This window comes from uncultured Tateyamaria sp., from assembly GCF_947503465.1.
In the GTDB taxonomy this organism is placed as follows: Bacteria; Pseudomonadota; Alphaproteobacteria; order Rhodobacterales; family Rhodobacteraceae; genus Tateyamaria.
Window position 1 is genome coordinate 18,056 of the sequence record NZ_CANNDN010000001.1, and the last position, 23,125, is coordinate 41,180.

General features: G+C 63.0%; 24 protein-coding genes. 12 read left to right on the plus strand and 12 right to left on the minus strand.

The features are described from left to right. Nucleotides 1-29 precede the first annotated feature (29 nt). The 5 genes from Q0844_RS00090 to glmM all read left to right on the plus strand — a co-directional run bounded on the left by Q0844_RS00090 (nt 30) and on the right by glmM (nt 6,757). Nucleotides 30-2,606, plus strand: coding sequence for a putative PEP-binding protein (locus tag Q0844_RS00090; RefSeq protein ID WP_299040873.1), 2,577 nt, complete (start codon nt 30-32; stop codon nt 2,604-2,606). Nucleotides 2,607-2,796: 190 nt separating this feature from the next. Further along, entirely contained in the window at nt 2,797-3,402 is a 606-nt protein-coding gene (locus Q0844_RS00095) for a cell wall hydrolase (RefSeq protein ID WP_299040874.1), read from the plus strand. A gap of 94 nt (nt 3,403-3,496) precedes the next feature. Then, on the plus strand, nt 3,497-4,426 hold the full coding sequence (locus Q0844_RS00100) for a dihydroneopterin aldolase (protein WP_299040875.1): 930 nt from the start codon (nt 3,497-3,499) through the stop codon (nt 4,424-4,426). Continuing rightward, a complete protein-coding gene (folP, locus tag Q0844_RS00105; protein WP_299040876.1) occupies nt 4,426-5,403 on the plus strand; it encodes a dihydropteroate synthase in 978 nt (325 codons plus the stop codon). The genes Q0844_RS00100 and folP overlap by 1 nt, the downstream gene beginning before the upstream one ends. A gap of 1 nt (nt 5,404) precedes the next feature. Continuing rightward, nucleotides 5,405-6,757, plus strand: coding sequence for a phosphoglucosamine mutase (gene glmM / locus Q0844_RS00110; protein ID WP_299040877.1), 1,353 nt, complete (start codon nt 5,405-5,407; stop codon nt 6,755-6,757). Nucleotides 6,758-6,801: 44 nt separating this feature from the next. Here glmM and Q0844_RS00115 read toward each other — a convergent pair whose 3' ends face one another. The 3 genes from Q0844_RS00115 to Q0844_RS00125 are packed head-to-tail and all read right to left on the minus strand — an operon-like array spanning nt 6,802 to nt 8,376. Further along, a complete protein-coding gene (locus Q0844_RS00115) occupies nt 6,802-7,719 on the minus strand; it encodes a DMT family transporter (RefSeq protein WP_299040878.1) in 918 nt (305 codons plus the stop codon). Further along, entirely contained in the window at nt 7,709-8,056 is a 348-nt protein-coding gene (locus Q0844_RS00120; protein ID WP_299040880.1) for an antibiotic biosynthesis monooxygenase, read from the minus strand. Before Q0844_RS00120 ends, Q0844_RS00115 begins: the two co-directional genes overlap by 11 nt. Beyond that, complete coding sequence (locus Q0844_RS00125) at nt 8,053-8,376, minus strand: NIPSNAP family protein (protein ID WP_299040882.1); 324 nt, start codon at nt 8,374-8,376, stop codon at nt 8,053-8,055. The genes Q0844_RS00120 and Q0844_RS00125 overlap by 4 nt, the downstream gene beginning before the upstream one ends. A gap of 70 nt (nt 8,377-8,446) precedes the next feature. Here Q0844_RS00125 and Q0844_RS00130 point away from each other — a divergent pair, with 70 nt between their 5' ends. Beyond that, entirely contained in the window at nt 8,447-9,133 is a 687-nt protein-coding gene (locus Q0844_RS00130; RefSeq protein ID WP_299040884.1) for a winged helix-turn-helix domain-containing protein, read from the plus strand. Between the two features lie 31 nt (nt 9,134-9,164). On the opposite strand, the gene ilvC is transcribed toward Q0844_RS00130, so the two are convergent. Continuing rightward, nucleotides 9,165-10,187, minus strand: a complete 1,023-nt coding sequence (gene ilvC, locus Q0844_RS00135) for a ketol-acid reductoisomerase (protein ID WP_299040886.1) — start codon at nt 10,185-10,187, stop codon at nt 9,165-9,167. A gap of 132 nt (nt 10,188-10,319) precedes the next feature. Between ilvC and Q0844_RS00140 the strand changes: the two genes are divergently transcribed. From Q0844_RS00140 to Q0844_RS00155, 4 genes are read left to right on the plus strand one after another with little or no spacing between them, the layout of a single operon-like run. Beyond that, the gene (locus tag Q0844_RS00140) at nt 10,320-10,775 is read left to right on the plus strand and encodes an Lrp/AsnC family transcriptional regulator (RefSeq protein WP_299040887.1); all 456 of its coding nucleotides are present in this window, start codon (nt 10,320-10,322) and stop codon (nt 10,773-10,775) included. After that, nucleotides 10,772-11,230: an Lrp/AsnC family transcriptional regulator gene (locus tag Q0844_RS00145; protein ID WP_299040889.1), complete on the plus strand. Its 459-nt coding sequence runs from the start codon at nt 10,772-10,774 to the stop codon at nt 11,228-11,230. The genes Q0844_RS00140 and Q0844_RS00145 overlap by 4 nt, the downstream gene beginning before the upstream one ends. Before the next feature lie 47 nt (nt 11,231-11,277). Then, nucleotides 11,278-11,604: a hypothetical protein gene (locus Q0844_RS00150; protein WP_299040891.1), complete on the plus strand. Its 327-nt coding sequence runs from the start codon at nt 11,278-11,280 to the stop codon at nt 11,602-11,604. Between the two features lie 57 nt (nt 11,605-11,661). Then, the gene (locus Q0844_RS00155) at nt 11,662-12,789 is read left to right on the plus strand and encodes an aminotransferase class V-fold PLP-dependent enzyme (RefSeq protein WP_299040893.1); all 1,128 of its coding nucleotides are present in this window, start codon (nt 11,662-11,664) and stop codon (nt 12,787-12,789) included. A 29-nt stretch (nt 12,790-12,818) separates the two neighbouring features. On the opposite strand, the gene Q0844_RS00160 is transcribed toward Q0844_RS00155, so the two are convergent. Further along, nucleotides 12,819-14,024 carry a UbiH/UbiF family hydroxylase gene (locus tag Q0844_RS00160; RefSeq protein WP_299040895.1) on the minus strand — a complete coding sequence of 402 codons (1,206 nt, stop codon included), beginning with the start codon at nt 14,022-14,024 and terminating at the stop codon, nt 12,819-12,821. Nucleotides 14,025-14,087: 63 nt separating this feature from the next. Further along, nucleotides 14,088-14,735, minus strand: coding sequence for a pyrimidine 5'-nucleotidase (locus Q0844_RS00165; RefSeq protein WP_299040896.1), 648 nt, complete (start codon nt 14,733-14,735; stop codon nt 14,088-14,090). Nucleotides 14,736-14,839: 104 nt separating this feature from the next. Between Q0844_RS00165 and Q0844_RS00170 the strand changes: the two genes are divergently transcribed. After that, nucleotides 14,840-15,493 carry a GntR family transcriptional regulator gene (locus tag Q0844_RS00170; RefSeq protein ID WP_299040898.1) on the plus strand — a complete coding sequence of 218 codons (654 nt, stop codon included), beginning with the start codon at nt 14,840-14,842 and terminating at the stop codon, nt 15,491-15,493. Here Q0844_RS00170 and Q0844_RS00175 read toward each other — a convergent pair. Beyond that, a complete protein-coding gene (locus Q0844_RS00175) occupies nt 15,490-17,388 on the minus strand; it encodes a glycosyltransferase (protein ID WP_299040900.1) in 1,899 nt (632 codons plus the stop codon). The two genes, Q0844_RS00170 and Q0844_RS00175, sit on opposite strands and share 4 nt — an antisense overlap. Nucleotides 17,389-17,469: 81 nt before the next feature. Next, nucleotides 17,470-18,618, minus strand: coding sequence for a glutamine-hydrolyzing carbamoyl-phosphate synthase small subunit (gene carA, locus Q0844_RS00180; protein ID WP_299040902.1), 1,149 nt, complete (start codon nt 18,616-18,618; stop codon nt 17,470-17,472). 206 nt (nt 18,619-18,824) lie between these two features. Here carA and Q0844_RS00185 point away from each other — a divergent pair, with 206 nt between their 5' ends. Continuing rightward, nucleotides 18,825-19,292, plus strand: a complete 468-nt coding sequence (locus tag Q0844_RS00185; protein WP_299040904.1) for a GatB/YqeY domain-containing protein — start codon at nt 18,825-18,827, stop codon at nt 19,290-19,292. Here Q0844_RS00185 and Q0844_RS00190 read toward each other — a convergent pair. The 4 genes from Q0844_RS00190 to ctaD form a co-directional block, all read right to left on the minus strand. Continuing rightward, a complete protein-coding gene (locus Q0844_RS00190; RefSeq protein WP_299040906.1) occupies nt 19,289-19,771 on the minus strand; it encodes a DUF2244 domain-containing protein in 483 nt (160 codons plus the stop codon). The genes Q0844_RS00185 and Q0844_RS00190 overlap by 4 nt on opposite strands. A gap of 87 nt (nt 19,772-19,858) precedes the next feature. Continuing rightward, entirely contained in the window at nt 19,859-20,464 is a 606-nt protein-coding gene (locus tag Q0844_RS00195) for a peptidoglycan-binding domain-containing protein (protein WP_299040908.1), read from the minus strand. Nucleotides 20,465-20,768: 304 nt separating this feature from the next. After that, on the minus strand, nt 20,769-21,317 hold the full coding sequence (locus Q0844_RS00200; protein ID WP_299040910.1) for a hypothetical protein: 549 nt from the start codon (nt 21,315-21,317) through the stop codon (nt 20,769-20,771). A gap of 123 nt (nt 21,318-21,440) precedes the next feature. Then, a complete protein-coding gene (ctaD, locus tag Q0844_RS00205; protein ID WP_299040912.1) occupies nt 21,441-23,114 on the minus strand; it encodes a cytochrome c oxidase subunit I in 1,674 nt (557 codons plus the stop codon). Nucleotides 23,115-23,125: the final 11 nt, after the last annotated feature.

Genomic DNA, 23,125 nt, shown 5'->3' on the forward strand with positions numbered 1-23,125 from the left:
CCAGACCACGTAAGCCCCTTGCCACACCCATGCCAACGGCTATGGTGCCGGGCGAAAGGATCGCCGCAGTGCAGAATAACCCGCATACAACCCTGGTGACACCCACCGCGCCCATCGCCACGGACTCCCATGGCGGGCGTGCGAAATGCCTGCAGCGTCTGACCCGGCTTGACCTGCCGGTTCCGCCCACCGTGGCCCTGTCCTTTGACGCCGTGCATGACATCGCCAAGGGCCACCTGCCTGATATTCCAGCGATTCTCGACCAGTTCCCGGCCGAGGCGCTGTTGTGCGTGCGCCCGTCCTCCGAGGACCCGGATTGGGGTGGCCCGTCCGCGATCCTCAATATCGGCATGAACGACACCCGGTTCGAAGCGCTGTGCGCGACGCTGGGCACCGATGCGGCAGCCGCATTGTTCACCCGCTTCGTGCAAAGCTATGCCATCCATGTGGACCGGCTTGATCCCGACATGTTTGACGATGTGACTGGCGAGGGGCCGTACGCCCTGCAACAAACGCTTGAAGCCTATGAAAACGAGACAGAGTTCCCGTTCCCGGCCACCCGCGCCGAACAGCTGGCTGGTGTTTTGAAATCCATGGCCCGCGCCTGGGAAGGTACCTCTGCCCGCCTGCTGCGCCAGGCCAAGGGCGCACCCGCGGATGCGGGTCTGGGCCTGGTGGTGCAACAGATGGCCTTTGGCGTGGGGCAGGGCGAAAGCGGGGCGGGTGTCCTGCAACTGGTGTCGTCGAAGACCGGGATGCCGCAGATCACCGGGCGCTACCTGCGCCAAAGCCAGGGGCGTGATGCGCTGCGCAGCGACGCCAAGAGCCTCTATATCACCCGCGATCCGCGCGGCCCCTCGCTCGAGGATCAGGTGCCCGACGCCTTTGCCCAGCTTGTGGATCATGCCCGCCTGATGCGCACCAGGCTGCGCGAGGAAATGCAGGTCGAATTCACCATTGAAAACGGGCATCTGCACATCCTTGACGGCGTGCGCGTGGCGCGGTCCTCTCGCGCGGCGGTCCGCATCGCCGTGCAACTGGCCCGCGACGGGATCATCCCGCGCCAAGAGGCGCTGATGCGGATCGAACCACGCACACTCAATGAACTGTTGCACCGTCAGGTCGACCGCCACGCCAAACGGGACCTGCTGGCCACCGGCATTGCCGCCAGCCCCGGTGCCGCCACGGGCCGCCTCGTGTTTTCCGCCAATGAAGCCCAGGCCAGTGCGGCCCGAAACGAAGACTGCATTCTGGTGCGCCGCGAAACCTCGCCCGAGGATATCCGGGGCATGCACGCCGCCAAGGCCGTGATCACCGAACGGGGCGGCATCACCAGCCACGCCGCCGTCATCGGGCGCGGCATCGGGCTGCCCTGCGTTGTGGGGGTCAGCGACATGCGGTTCCAGACCCGAAATGGCCTGCTGACCACCAAGGACGGGCGGACTGTATCGGCCGGTGACATCGTCACCGTGGACGGCACCAATGGCACGATCCTGCTGGGCGCGCCTGCCATGCAGGAAGCGGCCCTGGATGACGCGTTCACCGACCTGATGGACTGGGCCGATGCAGAACGTGACATCGGCATCCGCGCCAATGCCGACACGCCCGCCGACGCCCAGACCGCCAGCAATTTCAACGCGCAGGGCATTGGCCTGTGCCGGACGGAACACATGTTCTTTGAACCGGGCCGCCTGACCGTGATGCGCGAAATGATCTTTGCCGCCACCAGCGACGACCGGCGCGCGGTGCTGGAACGGCTGCTGCCGATGCAACGGGCCGATTTCATTCAGCTGTTCAAGATCATGCAGGGCAAACCGGTCTGCATCCGCCTGTTCGACCCGCCCCTGCACGAATTCCTGCCCACGGACCGGACCGGCCAGAACGAATTGGCCGACGCGCTGAACCTGCCCCTGTCGGACGTGACCCGCCGGATCGAGGCGATGGCCGAATACAACCCGATGCTGGGCCTGCGCGGTGTCCGGTTGGGCGTCACCGTGCCCGAAATTTACGAAATGCAGGCCCGCGCCATTTTCGAGGCGGCCTTGGATGCGGGCCGCGATGGCGCGCCGGTGGTGCCCGAGATCATGATCCCGCTGGTCAGCGCCAAGCGCGAGGTGGAACTGGTGCGCTCGCGCGTCGATGCCATCGCCGCTGCGGTCGCCGCCGAAAAGGGGGCCGAGTTCGACTATCACCTCGGCGTCATGGTCGAAACGCCCCGGGCTGCGTTGCGGGCAGGTGATATCGCCCAGCACTGCAGCTTTCTGTCCTTCGGCACCAACGACCTGACACAGATGACCTATGGTCTGTCGCGCGACGATGCGGGCCGGTTCATGTCCGACTACGTGCGCCAGGAGGTCTTTGTCGAGGACCCGTTCCATTCACTTGATATCGACGGCGTGGGCGAGTTGCTGCGCCTGGGATCGGAACGCGGACGGGCGGCGCGGCCCAACATCACCCTGTCCATGTGCGGCGAACATGGCGGCAATCCCGAATCAATTGCCTTCTGCCGAAATGCCGGATTCGACTATGTGTCCTGCTCTCCGTTCCGGGTTCCGGTGGCTCGGCTGGCTTCCGCTCAACTGGCAATTGCCCACAAAATCGGGTAGCAGCGCCCACCGTACGCCACAGTATCTAAGGGTTATCCACAAGCCGTATCTCGCCTGTGCATAGCGGGCATGTGCGACCAAAACGCCCAAAAACTGGACGACATGTCGAATTTTCCCTAAATGGCGCGGATCGGAAACGATCCTGGGGTGATCTATGCGACTTTTGGTAAAGGCGATGTTGGCGTGCTGCATGCTGACTGGCACTCAACTTGCCGCGGCGGATGGCGACGACACGGCTGCCACGGGCGACGCGTTGCGCAAAGCCGAAACACGTGGGTTGCGCGGAGTGTCCCAAGCCCGGCTCGAGGGGCTGCTGAGCGAACCCAATCTTGCCACCGACGTGTCCTTTTCCCGAAGCTGGGTGGATGCCCAACCCAAGGCCAAGGGCGGCGCTCACTGGAAATGCCTCAGCGAAGCGCTCTACTTCGAAGCACGCGGAGAGACGGTCAAAGGGCAGTTTGCCGTGGCCGAAGTCATCATGAACCGTGTGCGTAGCGCCCGTTTCCCCGACAATGTCTGCGGCGTGATCAACCAGGGCACCGGCAAACGGTATCAATGCCAGTTCACCTATACCTGTGACGGAAATCCCGAAACCATCCATGAACCCCGCGCCTTCGAACGCGTGTCCAAAGTGGCCCGCGCGGTGCTGGATGGTCGTGCGCCCGACCTGACCAAGGGGGCTACGCACTATCACACCACGGCGGTGCGCCCGCAGTGGGCCCGGGTGTACACCAAGACGGCGGCCATCGGCGTGCACGTATTTTACCGTCACACCTTCCGCACCGCATCGAACTGACGTTTTCAGGCCCGGGGGCGGCGTCTTTGGCCCTGTCCCCGCGGGGACAGCTTGGGTAGAAGGGCGCAACTTTTCCATCCAAAGGCCCTGCTCCATGGCGTCTGAAATCCGTCTTGCCTTCTCCCACCCCTCTGAACGGTCCGAGGCAACGGCGACATCCGCCCCGCTTGACCGCATTTCGGTCCGTGACCACATTGTCGAAGTCGAGATCGGCGCGTTCCAGGCCGAACGTGGGGTGACGCAGCGTATCTGCTTCAACATCGTGGTCGAGGTGCGCCCGCTCACCGGTCCCATCGATGACGACGTGGACCGCATCCTGTCCTATGACAAGGTGACCGAGGCCATCGCTTACGAGTTGGCCGCCGAACGTCTGAACCTGCTGGAAACGCTGTCCGAACGCGTCGCCGACCGTATCCTGATGGAACCGCAGGCGATGCGCGTCTTTGTCCGCATCGAAAAGCTGGACCGTGGTCCAGGTGCGCTGGGGGTCGAGATTGTGCGCAGCCGTGGCACCGCCCGGCCCGTCGCCGTGGAGGACATGGAAGAGGACGTGATGCACCCCGAACTGGTGTATCTGTCCAACGACGCGATCGCTTCGGACCATCTGAGCGGCTGGATCGACCAGCTTGAGAACATGGGCCGGCCGCTGATCTTTTGCGTCGGGCCCGCCGCAATCGACGCACCACAGGCGAGCCATCCGCTGGCGCAACGGCGCATCGACTTGCTGGCCATCGAACAAAACGCCTGGGTGCTGGCCGCCCGCGATGCCCGCTGCAAGGTGGTGGACACACGGACGGAACTGGATTGGGCAATGCGCAACGGGCAGGCCTGTGTCTGGGCCCCGTCCAAGATCGTGCTTGACGCGGTCGACGGCCCGTCAGCCAAGGGGGCGGATGCGGTCGCTTTGGCGTCGTGGTTCGCGGCCACGTTCGACGTGCTGGAGATGCTGGTCATCGGTGACGACGGCCCCACGGACGCGCCCGTTGCCCTGCGCGCGGTCCCGGTGGATCAGGCCACGCTCTGATGCGCTATATCCGGCCCTTGATGCAGGTGGGGCCAGCGCGGCCCGCCGGTGCCGTGACCTGCGGTGGGTGCTGGTTCAGCCATGTGGAGGTGCTGTCGCGCACCGAAGATCCGCATGTTCTGTCGGTTTCGGCTCTGACCGCAGAAGAGCTTGCGCCGTTCGACCGCGACTGGGGCGCACCGCGGATCATGGGCATCCTGAACACAACGCCCGACAGCTTTTCCGACGGGGGCCAGCACAACGCGCGGGCCGATGCCGTTGCCCATGGGCAACGTCTGATCGCGCAGGGCGCCGACAGTCTTGATATCGGCGGAGAGAGCACGCGGCCCGGCGCGCATGTCGTTGAGGTCAAGGAAGAAATCGCGCGCACCGCGCCTGTGATCCGTGTCCTGCGGGCGGCGGGTGTGACCGCGCCGATCTCGATCGACACGCGCAAGGCTGCTGTGGCAAAGGCGGCGCTGGATGCCGGCGCCACGGTGGTCAATGACGTGTCCGGCTTCACCCATGATACGGAACTCGCACCGCTGTGCGCCGCGCGCGGTGTCCCTGTGTGTGTGATGCATGCGCAGGGTGATCCGCAGACGATGCAAGACAATCCGACCTATGATGATGTGCTGCTGGATGTTTATGACTTCCTGGCGGAGCGGATGGAACTGCTGCAAGCCGCTGGCATCGCCAAAGCAAACATCATTGCCGATCCGGGCATCGGTTTTGGCAAGACGTTGGACCACAACCTTGCCCTGCTGAACCGCATCAGCCTGTTTCACAGCCTGGGCGTGCCGATCCTTCTGGGGGCGTCGCGCAAGCGGTTCATCGGCACCATCGGCAACGCGCCCGAGGCATCGGCGCGGGCCCCCGGGTCAGTGGCGGTGGCCCTTGCCGCCTTGGCACAGGGCGTCCAGATCATCCGTGCGCATGACGTTGCCGATCATGCGCAGGCCATTGCGCTTTGGCGCGCCTCTGTGGCACATCGCTGACATGAAAAAGCTTTTCGGGACGGACGGCGTCCGGGGCACGGCCAACCTTGCCCCCATGACGGCCGAGATGGCGCTGCGTATCGGCGCGGCAGTGGGGCGGTACTTTCGCAGGGACAGTGCCGGTGTGCACCGCGTCGTCATTGGCAAGGACACCCGCCTGTCGGGCTATATGTTCGAGAACGCGCTGACGGCGGGCCTGACCAGTACGGGCATGAATGTTCTGCTGCTGGGGCCCGTGCCGACGCCCGCCGTCGGCCTGCTGACCCGGTCCATGCGGGCCGACCTTGGCGTGATGATTTCAGCCAGCCACAACCCGGCCCATGACAACGGTATCAAGTTCTTCGGTCCCGACGGGTACAAGCTGAGCGATGCGGCGGAAGCCGAAATTGAAAACCTTGTTTCTCAAGGGGTTGAGCCTGTCCCCGCGGGGACAATCGGGCGCGCCAAGCGGATTGATGACGGTCGGTTCCGTTATGTGGAGCGGGTGAAATCCTCTTTCCCACGCCAGATGCGCCTGGATGGTCTGAAGGTGGTTGTGGACTGCGCCAATGGCGCCGCTTACCGCGTGGCGCCCGAGGCGCTGTGGGAATTGGGGGCCACGGTGATCCCTGTTGGCGTGTCGCCCAACGGGCACAATATCAACGAAGGCTGCGGGTCAATGCATCCGCAAACCGCCGCCGAAGCGGTTGTGGCCCATGGGGCCGATGTCGGCATCTGTCTGGACGGGGACGCGGACCGGGTGATCTTGCTGGATGAAAAGGGCCGTGTCGGCAACGGCGATCAGTTCATGGGGCTGATGGCGGCCCGTTGGGCATCCGAGGGGCGCTTGAAAAACAACGCGCTTGTGGCGACGGTGATGTCGAACCTGGGGCTCGAGCGGTTCCTGCAAGGTCATGGTGTGCGTCTGGAACGCACCGGCGTCGGCGACCGCTATGTCGTGGAACGCATGCGCCAGGGCGATTTTAACCTGGGCGGCGAACAGTCGGGTCACATCGTGATGACGGATTATGCCACGACCGGTGACGGCTTGATGGCCGGATTGCAGTTTCTGGCCGAGTTGGTGCAATCCGGCAAACGTGCAAGCGAGGTCCTGCACGTGTTCGACCCGGTGCCGCAGCTTTTGAAGAATGTGCGTTTTTCCGCCGGCCAGGCTCCGCTGGAGATGGAGACCGTGCAGGCTGCAATTTCCGAGGCCGAAGACCAGTTGAACGGCAACGGTCGCCTGCTGATCCGCAAGTCGGGGACCGAGCCGCTGATCCGGGTGATGGCGGAAAGCGAGGATGAGGCGGTGCTGAATGCCAGCGTGGACCATGTGGTCCGTGCTGTCGAGGCGGCTGTCGCGCCGCGAGGCTGACGGACCCTCCGGGGGGAGTATTTCAAGCCAAGTGAAGCCTGGACCTAGCGCGCGAAGAGCCTGCGCAGCGCGCCGTATTGGCTGAGGCCGACGCCAGTCAGGATCAGGGCCATGGCCAGCAAGAGGCTGGACGGGAGCGGTTCGTCCAGAAGGACGGCACCCATGAGCACGGACCAGACCGGCACCTGGTAATTGGTGATCGACATGAACACCGGGCCCGCGCTGCGGATGACAAGAACCCGCAACATGTTCGCCGCCGCCGTGGGGATCAGCCCGAGACCAGCAATGACGACAAGGGTTTGCGTGTCGGGCAGGGGCGGTGGCCCTTCGACGATCCAGGCCGCGGGCAGCACGATGCAGGCGGCGATCAGCAACAGGATGGTCGACAGGCCGATCGGGTCAACCGCTGGCAGCCGCCGCATCAGGATCGACGAGACGCCATAGCAGCTGGCCGCGCCGATACAGGCGATCCGACCTGCGGTTTCCAGCTGCGCGCCGCTGGCCTCGAACGCCTGACCGCCGATCAGGATACACACGCCGACAAAGCCGATCACAAAGCCCAGCGTGCGCCGCCAGGTCATTCGTTCGCCCGGCACGAAGAAATGCGAAAGTGGCAGCACAATAAGCGCAACCGACGCCATCGAGACACCGGCAAAGCCCGATGTGACATATTGTTGTCCCCACGCCAGCAGGATGAACGGGATGGCCGAACTGAAGGCGCCGATGGCAATCAACGCCGCCCAGGTGTCCGCATTTGCGCGGCGTTCAAACAGCTTTGGCCCCAATGCGCGCCAGATCGCCACCATCAGGACGGCTGCAAAGCAGATGCGCCCGGCGGCCAGCCAGAACGGAGTGATGCCCCTGAGCGCGATTTCTGTGACCAGAAACGTACCACCCCAGGTGACACCCAGAATGGCGACCATCAGCCAGCTTTTTGCCGTGATCGTGGGGCTATCTGTCATGCAGGGCCTTGCTGTCGGCGGGGGCCTGATCCCGTTCCGTCATGCCGTAGTCGCGGATCACGCCTGCCACGCGCAGGCGGTAGTCGTCGAAATGGATGTCGCGGCCCGCGCTTTGCGCATCGCGGTGTTCGGGCAGCTTGCGCCACTGTTCCAGCGCCGCCTCGTCCTCCCAGAACGACAGGGACAGCAGCTTGCCGGGCTCCATCAGGCTTTCGAACCGTTCGACCGAAATGAAGCCGGGGATCTCGCCGAGGTGGTCCTTGAGCGTCGCGGCCCGGTTCAGGTAGGGGGTGCGGTGCCCGTCCTTGGGCCAGACCTCGAAGATGACTGCGATCATGTGGAACCTCCCTGCGGTGTCGAAACATTGGTGAGCCATGTCCTGTCTTCCTTGAGTATGAATTTCTCGGATTGTGCAAACAGGTAATTTTCGCGCCCCAATGGATCTTGGGCGAGGCGGGCGCGGTAGGTTTCATAAGCGGCAAGGTTTTCAATGTGATAGATGCCATAGGCGAGGGTGGAGGACCCTTCGTGGGGTGCATAATATCCCACGAGGTCCGCGCCGCAGCGCGGGATGCACTGGCCCCAGCGGGCCCCATATTCAGCAAAGGCGGCGCGTTTTGTCGGGTCGATCTGGTACTGGATGATGCAGGTCAGCATGAATGATCCTTTCAACGATGCGTGTTCATAGCACTTTGACGCGCGGGAATACTTCGGCTACGGTCGAACTATGAAAGAAGGCCCAGATATTTCCCAGATTGCGGCATTGATCGGAGATCCGGCGCGGTCGAACATCCTGACGGCGTTGATGGATGGCCGTGCGCTGACGGCGTCCGAGTTGGCGGAGGAAGCGGGCGTAGGCCTGTCCACGGCCAGCGGGCATTTGTCAAAGCTGACCGATGCGGCGTTGATCACGCCGCGCAAATCCGGGCGGCACAAGTATTTTCACCTGGCCGACGCCGAGGTGGCTGCTGTGCTTGAGGCGCTGATGGGCCTTGCGGCGCGCCGGGGGGCCACGCGCGTGCGTACCGGGCCACGCGATGCGCAGATGCAGGTGGCGCGCGTGTGTTACAACCATCTGGCCGGGCGCATGGGCGTGCAGATGTATGGCAGTCTGATCGGGCGCGGCTTGGTTGTTGAGACAGGTGAAGACGCGACGTTGACGGGGGCCGGGCGTGCCTTTGCCGAAGCGTTTGGGATTGATCTGGTCGGTTTGGAAAAGGGGCGGACGCGGTTGTGTCGGACGTGCCTCGATTGGTCAGAGCGGCGCAATCATTTGGCGGGGTCTTTGGGGCGCGCCATGCTGACCCGGATGGAAGATCAGGGGTGGATGCGCAGGGATGCGGGCAGTCGCGCGGTTCTGGTGTCCGAAAAAGGAAAGGCCGCTTTTGCAGCGGCCTTTCCGGAAGTTGGGTGATGGTGCGCAGTGAATGCACACCCTACGGGTCTTAGTTCTTGGATTTGTCGACCATTTTTCCAGCTGAAATCCACGGCATCATGCCGCGCAGGGTTTCACCTGTCGCTTCGATCTGGTGCTCGTCATTGATGCGGCGCGTGCCTTTGAAGAAGGGTTGGCCGACCGCGTTTTCCTGCATGAAGTCACGCACGAATTTGCCGGTCTGGATGTCCGTCAGGATCGCTTTCATCCGTGCCTTTGTCTCGTCATAGGGCAGCACGCGGGGTCCGGAGACGTATTCGCCGTACTCCGCCGTGTTGGAGATCGAGTAGTTCATGTTGGCGATGCCGCCTTCATAGATCAGGTCCACGATCAGCTTCACCTCGTGCAGGCATTCGAAATAGGCCATTTCGGGCGCATAGCCTGCCTCGACCAGCGTCTCGAACCCCATGCGGATCAGTTCCACGAGGCCACCGCACAGAACAGCCTGTTCGCCGAACAGGTCGGTTTCACATTCTTCGCGGAAGTTGGTCTCGATAATGCCCGAACGGCCACCACCGATGGCGGAGCAGTAGGACAGGCCGATTTCCAGCGCGCGGCCTGACGCATCGTTGTCGACAGCCACAAGGCAGGGCACGCCGCCGCCCTTGACATATTCGCCGCGCACCGTGTGGCCGGGGCCCTTGGGCGCCATCATGACTACGTCGATGCCTTCCTTGGGCTCGATCAGGCCGAAATGCACGTTCAATCCGTGCGCGAACGCGATGGCCGCGCCCTCGCGGATGTTGTCGTGCACATATTTGCGGTAGGTTTCGGCCTGCAGTTCATCGGGCATGGTGAACATGATCAGGTCGGCCCAGGCGGCGGCTTCGGCGATGCCCATGGTTTTCAGGCCTTCGCCTTCGGCCTTGGCGATGGAGGCCGAGCCCTCGCGCAGGGCGACGACAACGTTCTTGGCGCCGCTGTCGCGCAGGTTCAGGGCGTGGGCGTGGCCTTGGCTGCCGTAGCCGAGGATGGCCACGTTCATGTCCTTGATCAGGTTGATGTCGCAATCGCGGTCGTAGTAAACGCGCATGGTTTTCTCTCCGTTGGAATGTCTGGGGTGCTGTATAGCGGCGTCAGCGCGCGCAATCAGTGTTGTGTTTTGCATATTTTTGGAACAATGAAGGATAAGTCATTCATTGTTCTTCAAATATGCAGATAAATCATGCTTGATGATGTGGATCGCCGTATCTTGCGGCAATGGCAGGCGGACCCGTCGCTGGCACCGGCCGAATTGGCGGAGCGGGCGCGGCTGAGTTCCGGCCAGTTGGCGCGGCGACAGGCCAGGCTGCACGAGGCAGGGGTGGTCAGGTCGGTGCAGGCGGTCATTGACTGGGCAGCCCTGGGCTATGCGGTCGAGGTGTCGCTGCGTGTGACGCTGGACAAGACGCAGGCGCGGGCCTTTGACGATTTCATCGAAGCGGCGCGCGATGTGCCCGAGGTGATAGAGATCCAGACCTTTCTGGGGCGGGTTGATGTGCGTCTGTCCGTGATTGCGCGGGATATGTCGCATTACCAGCACCTTTACCGCAGCCGCATCCTGACCTTGCCGCATATCGCGGATATCGAGGCGCTGATGCATGTGGCGCGGATCAAAAGCGACGAGGCGCTGCCGCTGTGATCGATCTGGACGATCTGGATTTCGCAATTCTGCGTCTGCTTGCCGAAGATGCGGGGCAGGGCGCCGGTGCCATTGGGCGGGCTTGCGGCCTGTCCCAGCCCAGCGCGTGGCGGCGCATCAAGCGGTTGCGCGATGCTGGCGTGATCCGGGGACAGAGGCTGAGCCTTGATGCCGGGAAGCTGGGCTTTGGGGTGACCGTGTTTCTGGGCGTCAAGCTGGCGACAAAGGGGCGGGTGAGCCTGGAAGACTTCGAGCGCGCGGTGTCGGCCATTCCCGAGGTGCAGACGGTCGAACATGTGCTGGGTCTTTATGATTACCGTCTGCGCGTCGTGGCACGGGACTTGCCGGATTTCGAGCGGGTGTTACGCCGTCGGATCATGACCCTGCCCGGAGCGGGCGAGGTTGAGGCCAACGTGCTTCTGAGCGAAGAGCGCCGTCCGGGACCGTTGATGTGACGCAGCATCCCAGCCAACGGAATCGCGTCTGGATTTTGCTGTCGGAGTTGTTTCTTGACACCGATGTGACCCGTTCGATGGACCGTCTGGCACGGGAACTTGCCGCGACGCCCTATGACGAAGACGAGTTGGAACGGATCCTGCTGGAAGAGGTCTATCCCGTATGCATCTGGAACCTTTACGCAACGGCGGGCAACTGGACGGGATTTGACGAAGAGGAGTTGATCCGGCGGATCGAGGACACTCGTGCGCGCCCGGGCCTGTGGCGTCGTCTTTGGAGGCCGGTGCATATCTGGTCCATGGCGCGGATGGTCCCCGAGTGGCGCGAAATTGCACACCGCATTGCAGTTATCCGTGGTGGTATACCCAAGTAGACTTTGTCCCCGCGGGGACAGGTCTGTATGGGTTGTGAAAAGTGAAAGGGAGAGACCATGCCAGCGTTGCTAGATACCGTGGACCCAAGCGGGCTCGAAGAATTTTCCGTCGTGTTCACGGACCGGTCGCTGAACCATATGAGTGCGGCCTTTCAGGCCGTGATGAACGACATCTCGTCCATGTTGAAAGAGGTCTATGCCGCCGATGCCGTCGTGGTTGTGCCGGGTGGCGGCACCTTCGGGATGGAGGCCGTGGCGCGTCAGTTCGGGCGTGGTGCGGATGTGCTGGTGGTGCGCAACGGGTGGTTTTCCTATCGCTGGTCCCAGATCTTTGAAACCGGGGGCTTGACCGCCAGCACCACCGTGTTGAAGGCGCGCCAGACCGGCAACGCGTCACCGTCGCCCTTTGCGCCTGCGCCGATTGACGACGTTGTGGCGACGATTCGAGAGCAGAAGCCGGATGTTGTCTTTGCCCCGCATGTCGAGACCAGTGCAGGTGTGATCCTGCCGGACGCGTATGTGGCTGCGATGGCCGCAGCGGCGCACGACGTGGGCGCGTTGATGGTGCTGGACTGCATCGCCTCTGGCTGTGCCTGGATCGACATGCGCGCGCAGGGGGTGGATGTGCTGATCTCGGCCCCGCAAAAGGGGTGGAGCGCGTCGCCTTGCGCGGGCCTGGTGATGCTGTCGGACCGCGCCGTTGCGCGGATGGACGAAACAACATCCGACAGCTTTGCCATCGACCTCAAGAAGTGGCACCAGATCATGGCGGCGTATGAAGGGGGCGGACATGCCTACCACGCCACGATGCCCACGGACGCGCTGCGCGATTTCCGCGATACGATGAAGGAAACGCAGGCGTATGGGTTTGACACGCTGAAGGACGCGCAGTGGGCGCTTGGGAATGCTGTCCGGTCCCTGTTGGCGGACAAGGGTGTCACGTCCGTCGCCGCTGACGGGTTTGGCGCGCCGGGCGTCGTGGTCAGTTACACCAACGATCCCGATATCCAGACGGGCAAGCGCTTTGCTGCTGAAGGCATGCAGATCGCGGCCGGTGTGCCGCTGCAATGCGATGAACCCGCTGATTTCCGCACCTTCCGGTTGGGGCTGTTCGGTCTCGACAAGCTTTATGACGTGGACGGGACTGTCGCGCGTCTGAAGCGCGTCGTTGACCAGGTGCTCTGATCCAATCGAAAGGCGGAAATGTCCTTTGCCTAATGCGCCCGTGTCACGCCGAGGCCCAGTTGCATCAGTGTCTTGCGCACGGGCGCGACCTCGTGCAGGGCGTTCAGGCCGAATGCGCGCGCATCGCGGGCCATGGGGGACGTGGCCTGGCTTGCACGGTTGAGCAGGTCGATCCCTGTCACCCGCATCCGGATGTCGCTGAAACGCGCCTTTTGATAGGCGGTCAGCATGTCCGCATCGCCCAGGGCGTCGGGGCGGGCCTGGGCCAGGTCCAGAAGTGTTGCCGTGTCGGCCAATGACATGTTCAACCCCTGCGCACCAATCGGCGGCACCACATGTGCCGCTTCTGCGATTAGGGCAAGTCGAGTGCCTGTCAGGCGCTCGGCCATCTGGCTGATGATGGGCCAGATCGTGCGGCGCGAGGCGAGGGTGAGTGGCCCGAGGATGTGACAGCTGCGTTCGGACATCTCGGCCTCGAATGCGGGCGTATCCAGCGTCATGCGGCCCACTGATTTCGGGCCGTCGTCCATCCACACCACCGCTGAACAGGGCAGCCCGTCGTGATCGGGCAACGGCACCAGTGTGAAGGGCCCCCCGGTCCTGTGCACCTCGGTCGAGACGTTTTCATGCGGGATCGGGTGCGTAACGGCAAAGGCCAGCGCCTTTTGGCCATAGCGCCTGGTTGATGCGCCGATACCGGCGGCGGTGCGCATGGGCGAACCGCGGCCATCCGCTGCAATCACCAGCCGGGCCCTGACCGCCGATCCGTCACTCAGGGATACGCGCGCCTCTGTTGTGCGGCCCAGAAAGCGGGTTGTGCCGGTGCCAGGGCGAAAGTCGACATTGGGCAGGTCGGCCAACCGTTCCGTCAATGCGCGCCGTAAGCGCCAGTTCGGGAAATTCCACCCGAAGGGCAAGTCCGAGACATCCGAGGCGCGAAATTCCTTTACTTCGCGCGCCGTGCCGGTGTCCGTCGCGGCATCCGCGATGCGCATGACCTCGAGCGCTGCCCCGTAGGGCGCAAGCGCGTCCCAAACCCCGGCCCGGTCCAGCAGCGCGCGGGCCGGTTGCAACATGGCGGTGGTGCGCATGTCGGCCCCGTCGGCCTCGCGGTCCGTCACCGGTCGGGCCGGGTCCACGCAGATCACGTGGAACCCGGCGGTGCCGAACGCCGCCGCCGCAGTCAACCCGGCAATGCCGCCGCCGGAAATCAGGATGTCGCAGGTCTCGGTCATGTCATGTCTCCGTCGCGTGTAAACCTATGACGACCGGCGCGCGGGCCAAGGTGGCATCCTGTCCTACCCCACCAGCCGCGACAGAAAGTCCGACAGGTTGTCGGTGTGGTGATGGATGTGATCGCCGTCCGCTCGCGCGGGTGCCACATGCACCGTTTTCATCCCCAGCGCATGGGGCACCGCCAGATTGCGGGCCTCGTCCTCGAACATGGCGGCGATATCGGGCCGCAGATTGTCACGGGCAAAGACGCGATCAAACGCGGCCCGGTCTGGTTTGGGCTGAAAATCGGCATGTTCCACGCCGTAGATTGCATCGAACAGCCCCGTCAGGCCCCGCGCGTCCAGCACCCGCTCTGCATAGGGCGCACAGCCATTGGTATAGACGATCTTGCGTCCGGGCAGGGTGGCGATCCGGGACCTGAGCGCAGGATCCGGCGTGAGCTGGTCAAAGGAGATGTTGTGCACATCGTCGAGGAAGGGCAGCGGATCGAGCGCGTGTTCGCGCATCAGCCCCGCCAGCGTCGTGCCGTGTGTGTGCCAATAGTGCACGCGCAGCCTGTCCGCCTCGTTCCGGCTGACCTTCAGCGCGTCCATGACATAGGCGGTCATTCGCGCCTCGATCTGGTCAAAGAGGCGTACGGCGGGTGGGTAGAGCGTGTTGTCGAGGTCAAAGACCCATGTCCGTACATGGGCAAAATCTTGGGCTGGCATGGCGCCGTGGATAGGGGCGCGCGCGCCTTTGCGCAAGCGTCGGGGTTGCGCGGCAAGGGGTGCAGGCACTACGGTGTTGAAATTCAATGACTTGCGAGGATGCCATGCCCGCCCCACGCCCCAGTAACACCGATGCGTACTCCTTGATTCTGGAGGCGATCGACATCGGGACGTACCGCCCCGGTGACCGGCTGGTGGAAAGCGAGTTGGCGGAACGGTTTGGCGTCTCCCGGACGCCGGTGCGGGAAGCCTTGCAGCGGCTGGAAACTCAATCGCTGCTGTCGCGCGATGGCCGCAGCCTGATCGTGGCGTCGCTGGATCACAACCAGATGTCCGAACTCTATGTCGTGCGACGCGAGTTGGAGGGGCTGGCCGCGTCGCTGGCGGCCCAGCACGCCACCGCCGAAGAGGTGCGTATCCTGCGCGAGATGGTCGAGGCGGACAACGAACTGGTCAATGATCCGCCGGCCTTGTCCCGTGCCAACCGGCGCTTTCACACACAGATCCACCTGGCGTCCCACAACCGTTACCTTGTGCAACAGCTGGATCTTGTGCACCGCACGATGGCGTTGATGGCGACCACATCGCTGGCGGCGCAGGGGCGCACGCGCATCGCACAGGAAGAACATGATCGCATCGTGCGCGCGATCGAGGCAAAGAACGAAGCCGAGGCGGGTCAGGCGCTGCGCGATCATATCTCGGTCGCGTTCATGACGCGGCTGAAACAGGATGCCGAAACGCGGCGGGACGAAGCCTAGTCCAGCGCGGCGGGGTCGATGACATCGCCGCTTGCGGTGCCGTGCTGTGTCTTGTCCCAGTAGAACGGCGCGCGGATCAGTTCATAGATCGCCTTGTAGCTGGCGACTGCCCCCAACGAAAAATAGAAGGGCAGGGTGATCACCCACGGCATCAGGTGCCGGTGATTGCGGTCCGACACGGCCACCAGACCGATGGTAAGGGTCACAACCTCGGCCACGACAAAGAGTGTCGCAAGCGGCCAGATCACCCCGGTGCCCAGCGTGGAGGTTACCGGGTGGGGCAGGCCCACGGCAGGCAACCAGAAGGTCCATAGCAGCGGGAAGGCCGCGAATTGCGACACGGTCGCCAGAAACATGGCCTGAATGCCCAGAAACCGCATGACCCCCAGATCACGCAGCAGGGCGCGGGGGCTGCGCATGTGCACGCAGTAGGTGATGAAAAAGCCCTTCAGCCATCTTGAGCGTTGTTTGATCCAGGCCCAGGCGTGGCAATTCGCTTCTTCATATGTGACGGTCGGGATCAATTCGGTACGGTAGCCGCGCCGCGCCAGACGCAGACCCAGATCCGCGTCCTCGGTCACGTTGTGGGCGTCCCAGCCTCCCAGCTGTTCCAGGATGTCGCGGCGGAAGAACAGCGTTGTGCCGCCCAGCGGCAGCACCAGACCCAGCCGCGATACACCGGGCAGCACAAGCCGCCACCAGCTTGCGTATTCGATAGTGAAACAACGGGCGAGCCAGTTGTGCCGTGCGTTGTAGTAATCAAGGATACCCTGAAGACAGGCCACATCCGGCGCGGCGGTTTCGAACTTCGACACCACCTTTTCGACCTGGTCCGGTTCCGGCGCATCCTCGGCATCCCAGATGCCTATGATGTCGCCTTTGCAAAAGTCGAGCGCATAGTTGAGCGCGCGCGGTTTGGTCGTGATGGTGCCGTCATCCGGCACTTCGATCACGCGCATCCATTGTGGCAATTCGGTGCGCGCCAGCGTGTCGCGTGTGACGTTGTCCTTGGCTTCCAGCACCAGGACAACATCCAGCAGCGCCTTGGGGTAGGTCAGCCGGGACAGGCGCGCAATCAGCGCCTCGGCGATCCGTTCTTCCTTGAACAGGGGGACCATCACGGACACGCGCGGCAAGCGGGCGGGCGGGCCGGCAGAGACGGGTTCGGTCTGTGCCGGCAGGCGGTGCAGAAGGCGCGCGATCACAGCGGCAAACTTCAGGCCTGTCGTCAGGATCAGCGTCACCACGGCCCATCCGGTAGCAATGGTCGCAGCCCAGGCCGGTGCAAGGCACAGTCCGATCAACAGCAGGGCCGCCAATACGCAGGCCACGGCGGTATGTTGTCTGCCCTTGCGCGCCCAGGTGCGGCAACTGACCTCCTCCGGTACCTTGCACGCCGCTTTTTCGGCCAGGCGGGCACCGTAGAGTTCGGTGATCTTGTCATGGATCTGATCAATGGGGGAAATGACCGGCAGAACGGACCACGGCGCTTGATCCAGCGCGCGGGTGAGGTCCGGCACAAGGTCGGGTCGTGTCGTTGCCACCAAAAGCGTATTGCCAATCCAGCGCCACGGCACGACGCCGTAGCTTTGGCAGATATGCGCGGGCACGGCATGGGCCATCAGGGGCGAGGGTGGGTCGATGGTCAGGTCAACCCGGTCTGCGTCATGCTGCACCGCGAGCGCATCAAGCACGTCATCGGGCGCCACGTGGCCTTCGGCCACCAGGATCTCGCCCAGTGGCGCATCGAGCCTGTGCTGCTGCGTCAGCGCCTCAAGCAGGGCGGTCTGGCTGATCAGCCCGGCATTGACCAATTGACGCCCCACCGGAACGGCGGGACGTGCGGGCCGGGTCACCGGCTGGGGGGAAGACAGGCGTAATAGCGGATCGCTCATCGCAGGGTCCTGGGATCAGGCCTTCAGCAATGGCTGCCCGTGGTTAACAATCGGTTAAAGCCGACCGATGTGCGGGTGGTTTCAACCTGTGCGGGCGGCCATTGCCTCGGCGAACCGCTCAAACAGATAGTAGCTGTCCTGCGGGCCCGGGCTTGCCTCGGGGTGGTATTGAACCGAATAGACCGGTTTGTCCTGCACCCTGATGCCACAATTGGACCCGTCAAAAAGCGACGTGTGCGTTTCAACGACGCCGTCGGGCAGGGTCTGGGCATCGACGGCAAAGCCATGGTTCATCGACGTTATTTCCACTTTGCCCGTCTCAAGATCCTTGACCGGGTGGTTGGCCCCGTGGTGGCCGTGGTTCATCTTGATCGTCTTGGCCCCAAGCGCCAGAGCCAGCATTTGGTGGCCCAGACAAATGCCAAAGACCGGAATGTCGCGCGACAGCACATCCCGGATCATCGGAACAGCATATGCGCCCGTCGCCGCCGGATCGCCCGGGCCATTGGACAGGAACACGCCATCGGGGTTGTGCGCCATGACCTCGTCTGAGGTGGCGGAGGCCGGCAGCACGGTGACGTCACAGCCGGCCGAGGCCAGGCAGCGCAGGATGTTGCGCTTGGCGCCATAATCGACAGCCACGACTTTGAACTTGGGATCGTTCTGCGGTGTATAGCCGTCGGGCCAGGCCCAGCGTTTTTCGTTCCAACGGTAGGATTGGGCGCAGGTGACGTCCTTGGCCAGGTCCATGCCTTCGAGCCCTGCGAACGCGCGCGCGGCGGCCACCAGCGCCTCGATGTCAAATACGCCGTCAGGGTTGTGCGCGAGGGCCACATGTGGCGCACCCGCCTGGCGGATGGCACGGGTCAGACGGCGGGTGTCGACGCCGCCGATGGCGATGCGCCCGCGCGCCGCCAGCCAGCCCGACAATTCTTCGGCAGCGCGCCAGTTCGACGGTTCGGTCGGCATCCACTTGACCACCATGCCCGATGCGACCGGATCGCTGGTTTCGTCATCTTCGGGGTTTACGCCCACATTGCCGACGTGGGGGAACGTGAATGTCACCACCTGCCCGGCATAGGATGGGTCGGTCATGATCTCCTGATATCCGGTCATCGCGGTGTTGAAACACAGCTCTGCCTCGGTCTGTCCGGTGGCGCCAAACCCTTGTCCGTAAAACAAAGTTCCGTCGGCAAGGGCAAGGCAGGCGGTAGGGGCAGCAGGGGTCATGGCAAGGCTTCCAAATGCGAGCGAGAACAGCAGGGTGCGGGCAAATTGCGCGGAAACTAATGTGGGCGCGCGCTGTGGTCAAGGGCGTTTGCGAATTTACTTTATGCAGCAAAAACAAGTGGTTAGCGTCGTTACAAATTCTTGCCACAACCCTGCGTATGACCTACCTTAGGCGCTCAACACGTGCCCATGGGGATGGACATCAAATGGATTTGCGCACCAAGATTTCGGCCGCGCTCAAGCAGGCCATGAAAGACAAGGATGCAGACCGACTATCGACCTTGCGGCTGATCAACGCCGCGATCAAGGACAAGGATATCGATGCACGCGCCGCCGGACAGGATGATGGCGTGGCAGAGGATGAGGTTCTTGCGATCCTTGGCAAAATGGTCAAGCAGCGGCGCGAAAGCGCCAAGACCTACGAGGAAGGCGGGCGCCTTGACCTTGCTGAACGAGAGATGGCCGAGATCACGGTGATCGAAGAGTATTTGCCGCAGAAGATGGACGCGGATGCGTCGGCCAAGGCGGTGGATGATGCGATTGCCGAAGTTGGAGCCGACAGTATCCGCGATATGGGCAAGGTGATGGGCGTGCTGAAGTCGAAGTACACCGGTCAGATGGATTTCGGAGCGGTTGGGCCGATGGTCAAGGACCGTCTGTGCGCCACGCCTTAGCGCCGGAGCGCGCGGATGAGGTCGTCATAAAGGGCGATCCTTTCGTCCTCGCTTAGGAATGCGCCGATTTCGACCTCGCGCCCCTTGCCCTTGAGCGTCACGTAGTGCGGCACGGGGCCTTCGGCCTCGTATTTCGTGACTTGCGTCCAGTATCGATTGCAGTCCCATTCCCGCACCTGGCCGTTGGCGTCGGTGCGGGTGAGGTGGGTTTCGTCGGCATCCAGTGTCAGCACCTCGATGATCTGGCGGGCGCGGCGGTTGCGGCGCAGGGCGAAATACATGGCCCACACAGCCCCAAGCACAAAGGGCAGCAGGCCCCACAGCACGACGGAGCCCAGCAGCGGCAGGGCAGGGATCAGGATGAGGGTGAACGTCGCAAGGACAAAGGCGGCAAGCCCGCGCTGTGGCAGGGAATTGTGCGGCCACAGCTGCAATTCCTGCACCTGGGCATCTGGGTCTGTTGTCCAGCGATAGGGCATGTATTGGTTATACGTCGCCCCGGGCCCGTGTCGAAGGGCAGGATGTCGCGGGGCGGCCATGTTTGGCCACCCCACCTGCGTGGCGCGTCAAAGGTCGGTATAGGCCGTCGATGGTTCAGGCCGCAACGTGCGCTGCTGTGCACTGCCCGCCGCAAGGTCCTCGCGGTAGATCTTCAAAAGACCGCGCGTCCCGTCAGGGTGCGATGCGATGTCCTGAAATGTCCTGTTGCCGCCCGCTTCGGCCCGGAAATAGGCCGAGGTCAGCAGGTGCTGCTGGAAGCTGGTCAACTGACCTGTGCCTTCGTACCCCATGTAGCGCTGGTAGTCCGTGATGGCGCTGCGGGTCTTGGAGCCCACCCGACCGTCAACGGAACCGGCGTTGAACCCGAAGTAATTCAGCGACGACTGGATGTCGCGCCCTTCCGGGGTGGCAGGGATCGAGGGGCGATAGGTTTTCTTGGCCGGCGCGCGGTAGGTGCGCGGCTTGGCGGCATAGGTGCGCGGTGCAACGGCGCGTTGGCGCGCGGCATTGCGTTCCTTGTTCTTGCGCACCTCGTTCTGGATGATGGCACCGCCGATGCCACCGATGATGGCGCCCGCGATGAAATCCTTGCCGTCTGCGGCCGCACGCGTGGCGGGCACAAGGGCAAGCGACGCCGCGATGGCGGCGGAGATAAGTGTTTTGGACAGCATGAGATGCTCCTTTCGTCGTATCGCCGTGATCACGTGTTCGGGCAGCGCGAAACAGGGCAGCTATGAAGTGGGCATATGGGGCAGGGCGTGTGCCGCGAAAGATGGTTTGTGCCTCGCGCGCGTGTGTGGGCGGCGACCCGCGCGTTTCGGCGCGCAGGTGCGCGGGGAATGGCCGGATGTGGTCGCTTGATATTGCATAACATGCACTGTCTTGGGCGCTGATCTTGGGGCGCTGCCCCAAACCCCGTCGTATTTTTGGTCAGAAGAAGATGACGCTGTGCACCTGTTGGCAAAGGCGCGCGTGCTACTTCGTGGCTGGTCTGCGTGGGCGCAGCCATCGCAAGACGACCGGCAGCAGGAACACCGCAAAGACGGCGATGGCGTAGGCTATGACGGCGGTTCTGTGAATGTCGCGCATATCTTCAAAGCGGGTGATAAACGCTTGCCGCTCCTGGGGCGAAAGGTCTTTGAAGGAAGGGGTGCTAAACGGTGTTCGTCCAGGTTCGATGAGGGCAACCGCCAGCCACGCAATCAGGATCGTCCAGTGCAAAATGTACCAGGTGCGCCGGTGCGGTGCGCCGCGCCAGGACCGCGTCACCGCGTTCCACGGTCCAAGCAAGGCCAGCACGATCAAAGGTACGCTTGCAGATAAGATCAGCGGCGCAACGTGAGTTTGGGCGATGTCCAGGATTGCCCCGGCGCCATTTGTGCGCAACCTTGATCGGCGGATTGTTGGATAAATGATCGATGCGCCAATCGCGAACAAGCCAAGTGCGACAAAGCGTGCTGCGTGCATTTGCACCGATGTTGCGTTGCGAAAGAGTGTCACGCTGACACCCGCGATCAAATCCAAACATACAAGGAGAAGGGGCCAACGCGGGCGGATTGAACACGTGCCGGATCCAGGAAGCTAGTGTTCAAGAAAAAGGGCCCCGGTCGCCACCGGAGCCCTTTGGGTTTTCAGATCAGTCCCAGCCTAATGCGAGGGCTGTTTGTCCCAGTCTTCCTGCTTGGGCAGGATTTCGAACGTGTGCTCGGGCGGCGGGCTGGGCAGGGTCCATTCCAGCGTGTCCGCATATTCGTTCCAGGGGTTGTTCTCGGTCACGATGGCGCCGCGCCGCAGCGAGTAGGCCATGATGCCGAAGAAGAACAGGAACGATGCAAAGGACAGGAACGCACCCCAGGACGACCACTGGTTCCAGTAGGCGAACTGTTCGGGGTAGTCGATATAACGACGCGGCATGCCCTGGCGGCCCAGGAAGTGTTGCGGGAAGAAGGTGATGTTCGCCCCGATGAACATAGTCCAGAAGTGCAGCTTGCCCGCCCATTCAGGATACATGCGGCCGGTCATCTTCGGGAAGTAGAAGTAAACACCCGCAAAGATCGCGAAGACGGCACCCAGGCTCATCACGTAGTGGAAGTGCGCCACAACATAGTAGGTGTCGTGGTAGTAGCGGTCCACTGCGGCCTGGGACAGGACGATACCCGTTACGCCGCCCACGGTGAACAGGAACAGGAAGCCGAAGGCCCACAGCATGGGTGTCTTCAGCTCAACCGAGCCGCCCCACATGGTGGCGATCCAAGAGAACACTTTCACACCCGTCGGTACCGCGATCACCATGGTGGCCAGCATGAAGTAGGCCTGTTGGTTCAGCGACATGCCGACCGTGTACATGTGGTGCGCCCACACGACAAAGCCCAGTGCGCCGATCGCGATGATCGCCCAGACCATCGGCAGGTAGCCGAAGACGGGCTTGCGGCTGAACGTGGCGATCACGTGGCTGATGATGCCGAAGCCGGGCAGGATGATGATGTAAACCTCGGGGTGGCCGAAGAACCACAGGATGTGCTGGTACAGCACGGGGTCGCCGCCGCCCGCGGGGTCAAAGAAGGTGAAGCCGAAGTTGCGGTCCATCAGCAGCATGGTGATCGCGCCCGCCAGAACCGGCAGGGACAAGAGGATCAGCCACGATGTGACAAAGATCGACCACGAGAACAGCGGCACCTTGAAGAGCGTCATGCCCGGAGCACGCATGTTCAGGAAGGTGGTGATCATGTTGATCGCGCCCAGGATCGACGACGCGCCGGAGACGTGCACCGCGAAGATCGCGAGGTCCATCGACATGCCTTGTTCGTTGGTGGACAGCGGCGGGTAGAGAACCCAGCCCACGCCCGAACCAAGCTGGCCATTGCCGCCCGGTGCCAGGACCGAACAGACCGCGAGCGTGGTGCCCGCGACATACAGCCAGAAGGACAGGTTGTTCATGCGCGGGAACGCCATGTCCGGCGCGCCGATCTGCAAGGGCATGAAATAGTTGCCGAACCCGCCGAACAGGGCCGGGATCACGACAAAGAACATCATCAGGATGCCATGACCGGTGATCAGCACGTTCCAGAGGTGGCCGTTGGGTGTACATTCGCCAGCGGCTGCGGCTGTCAGCCGCGCACCTTCCATACACATGTATTGAACGCCCGGATCCATCAGTTCGAGGCGCATGTAAACTGTGAACGCGACCGAGATGAAGCCGACGAAGGCCGACACGATCAGGTACAGGATACCGATGTCTTTGTGGTTGGTGGACATGAACCAACGGGTGAAAAAGCCCCGTTCGTCTTCGTGCTCGTGCCCGTGAATGGCTGCGTCTGCCATGCGGTGCCTCC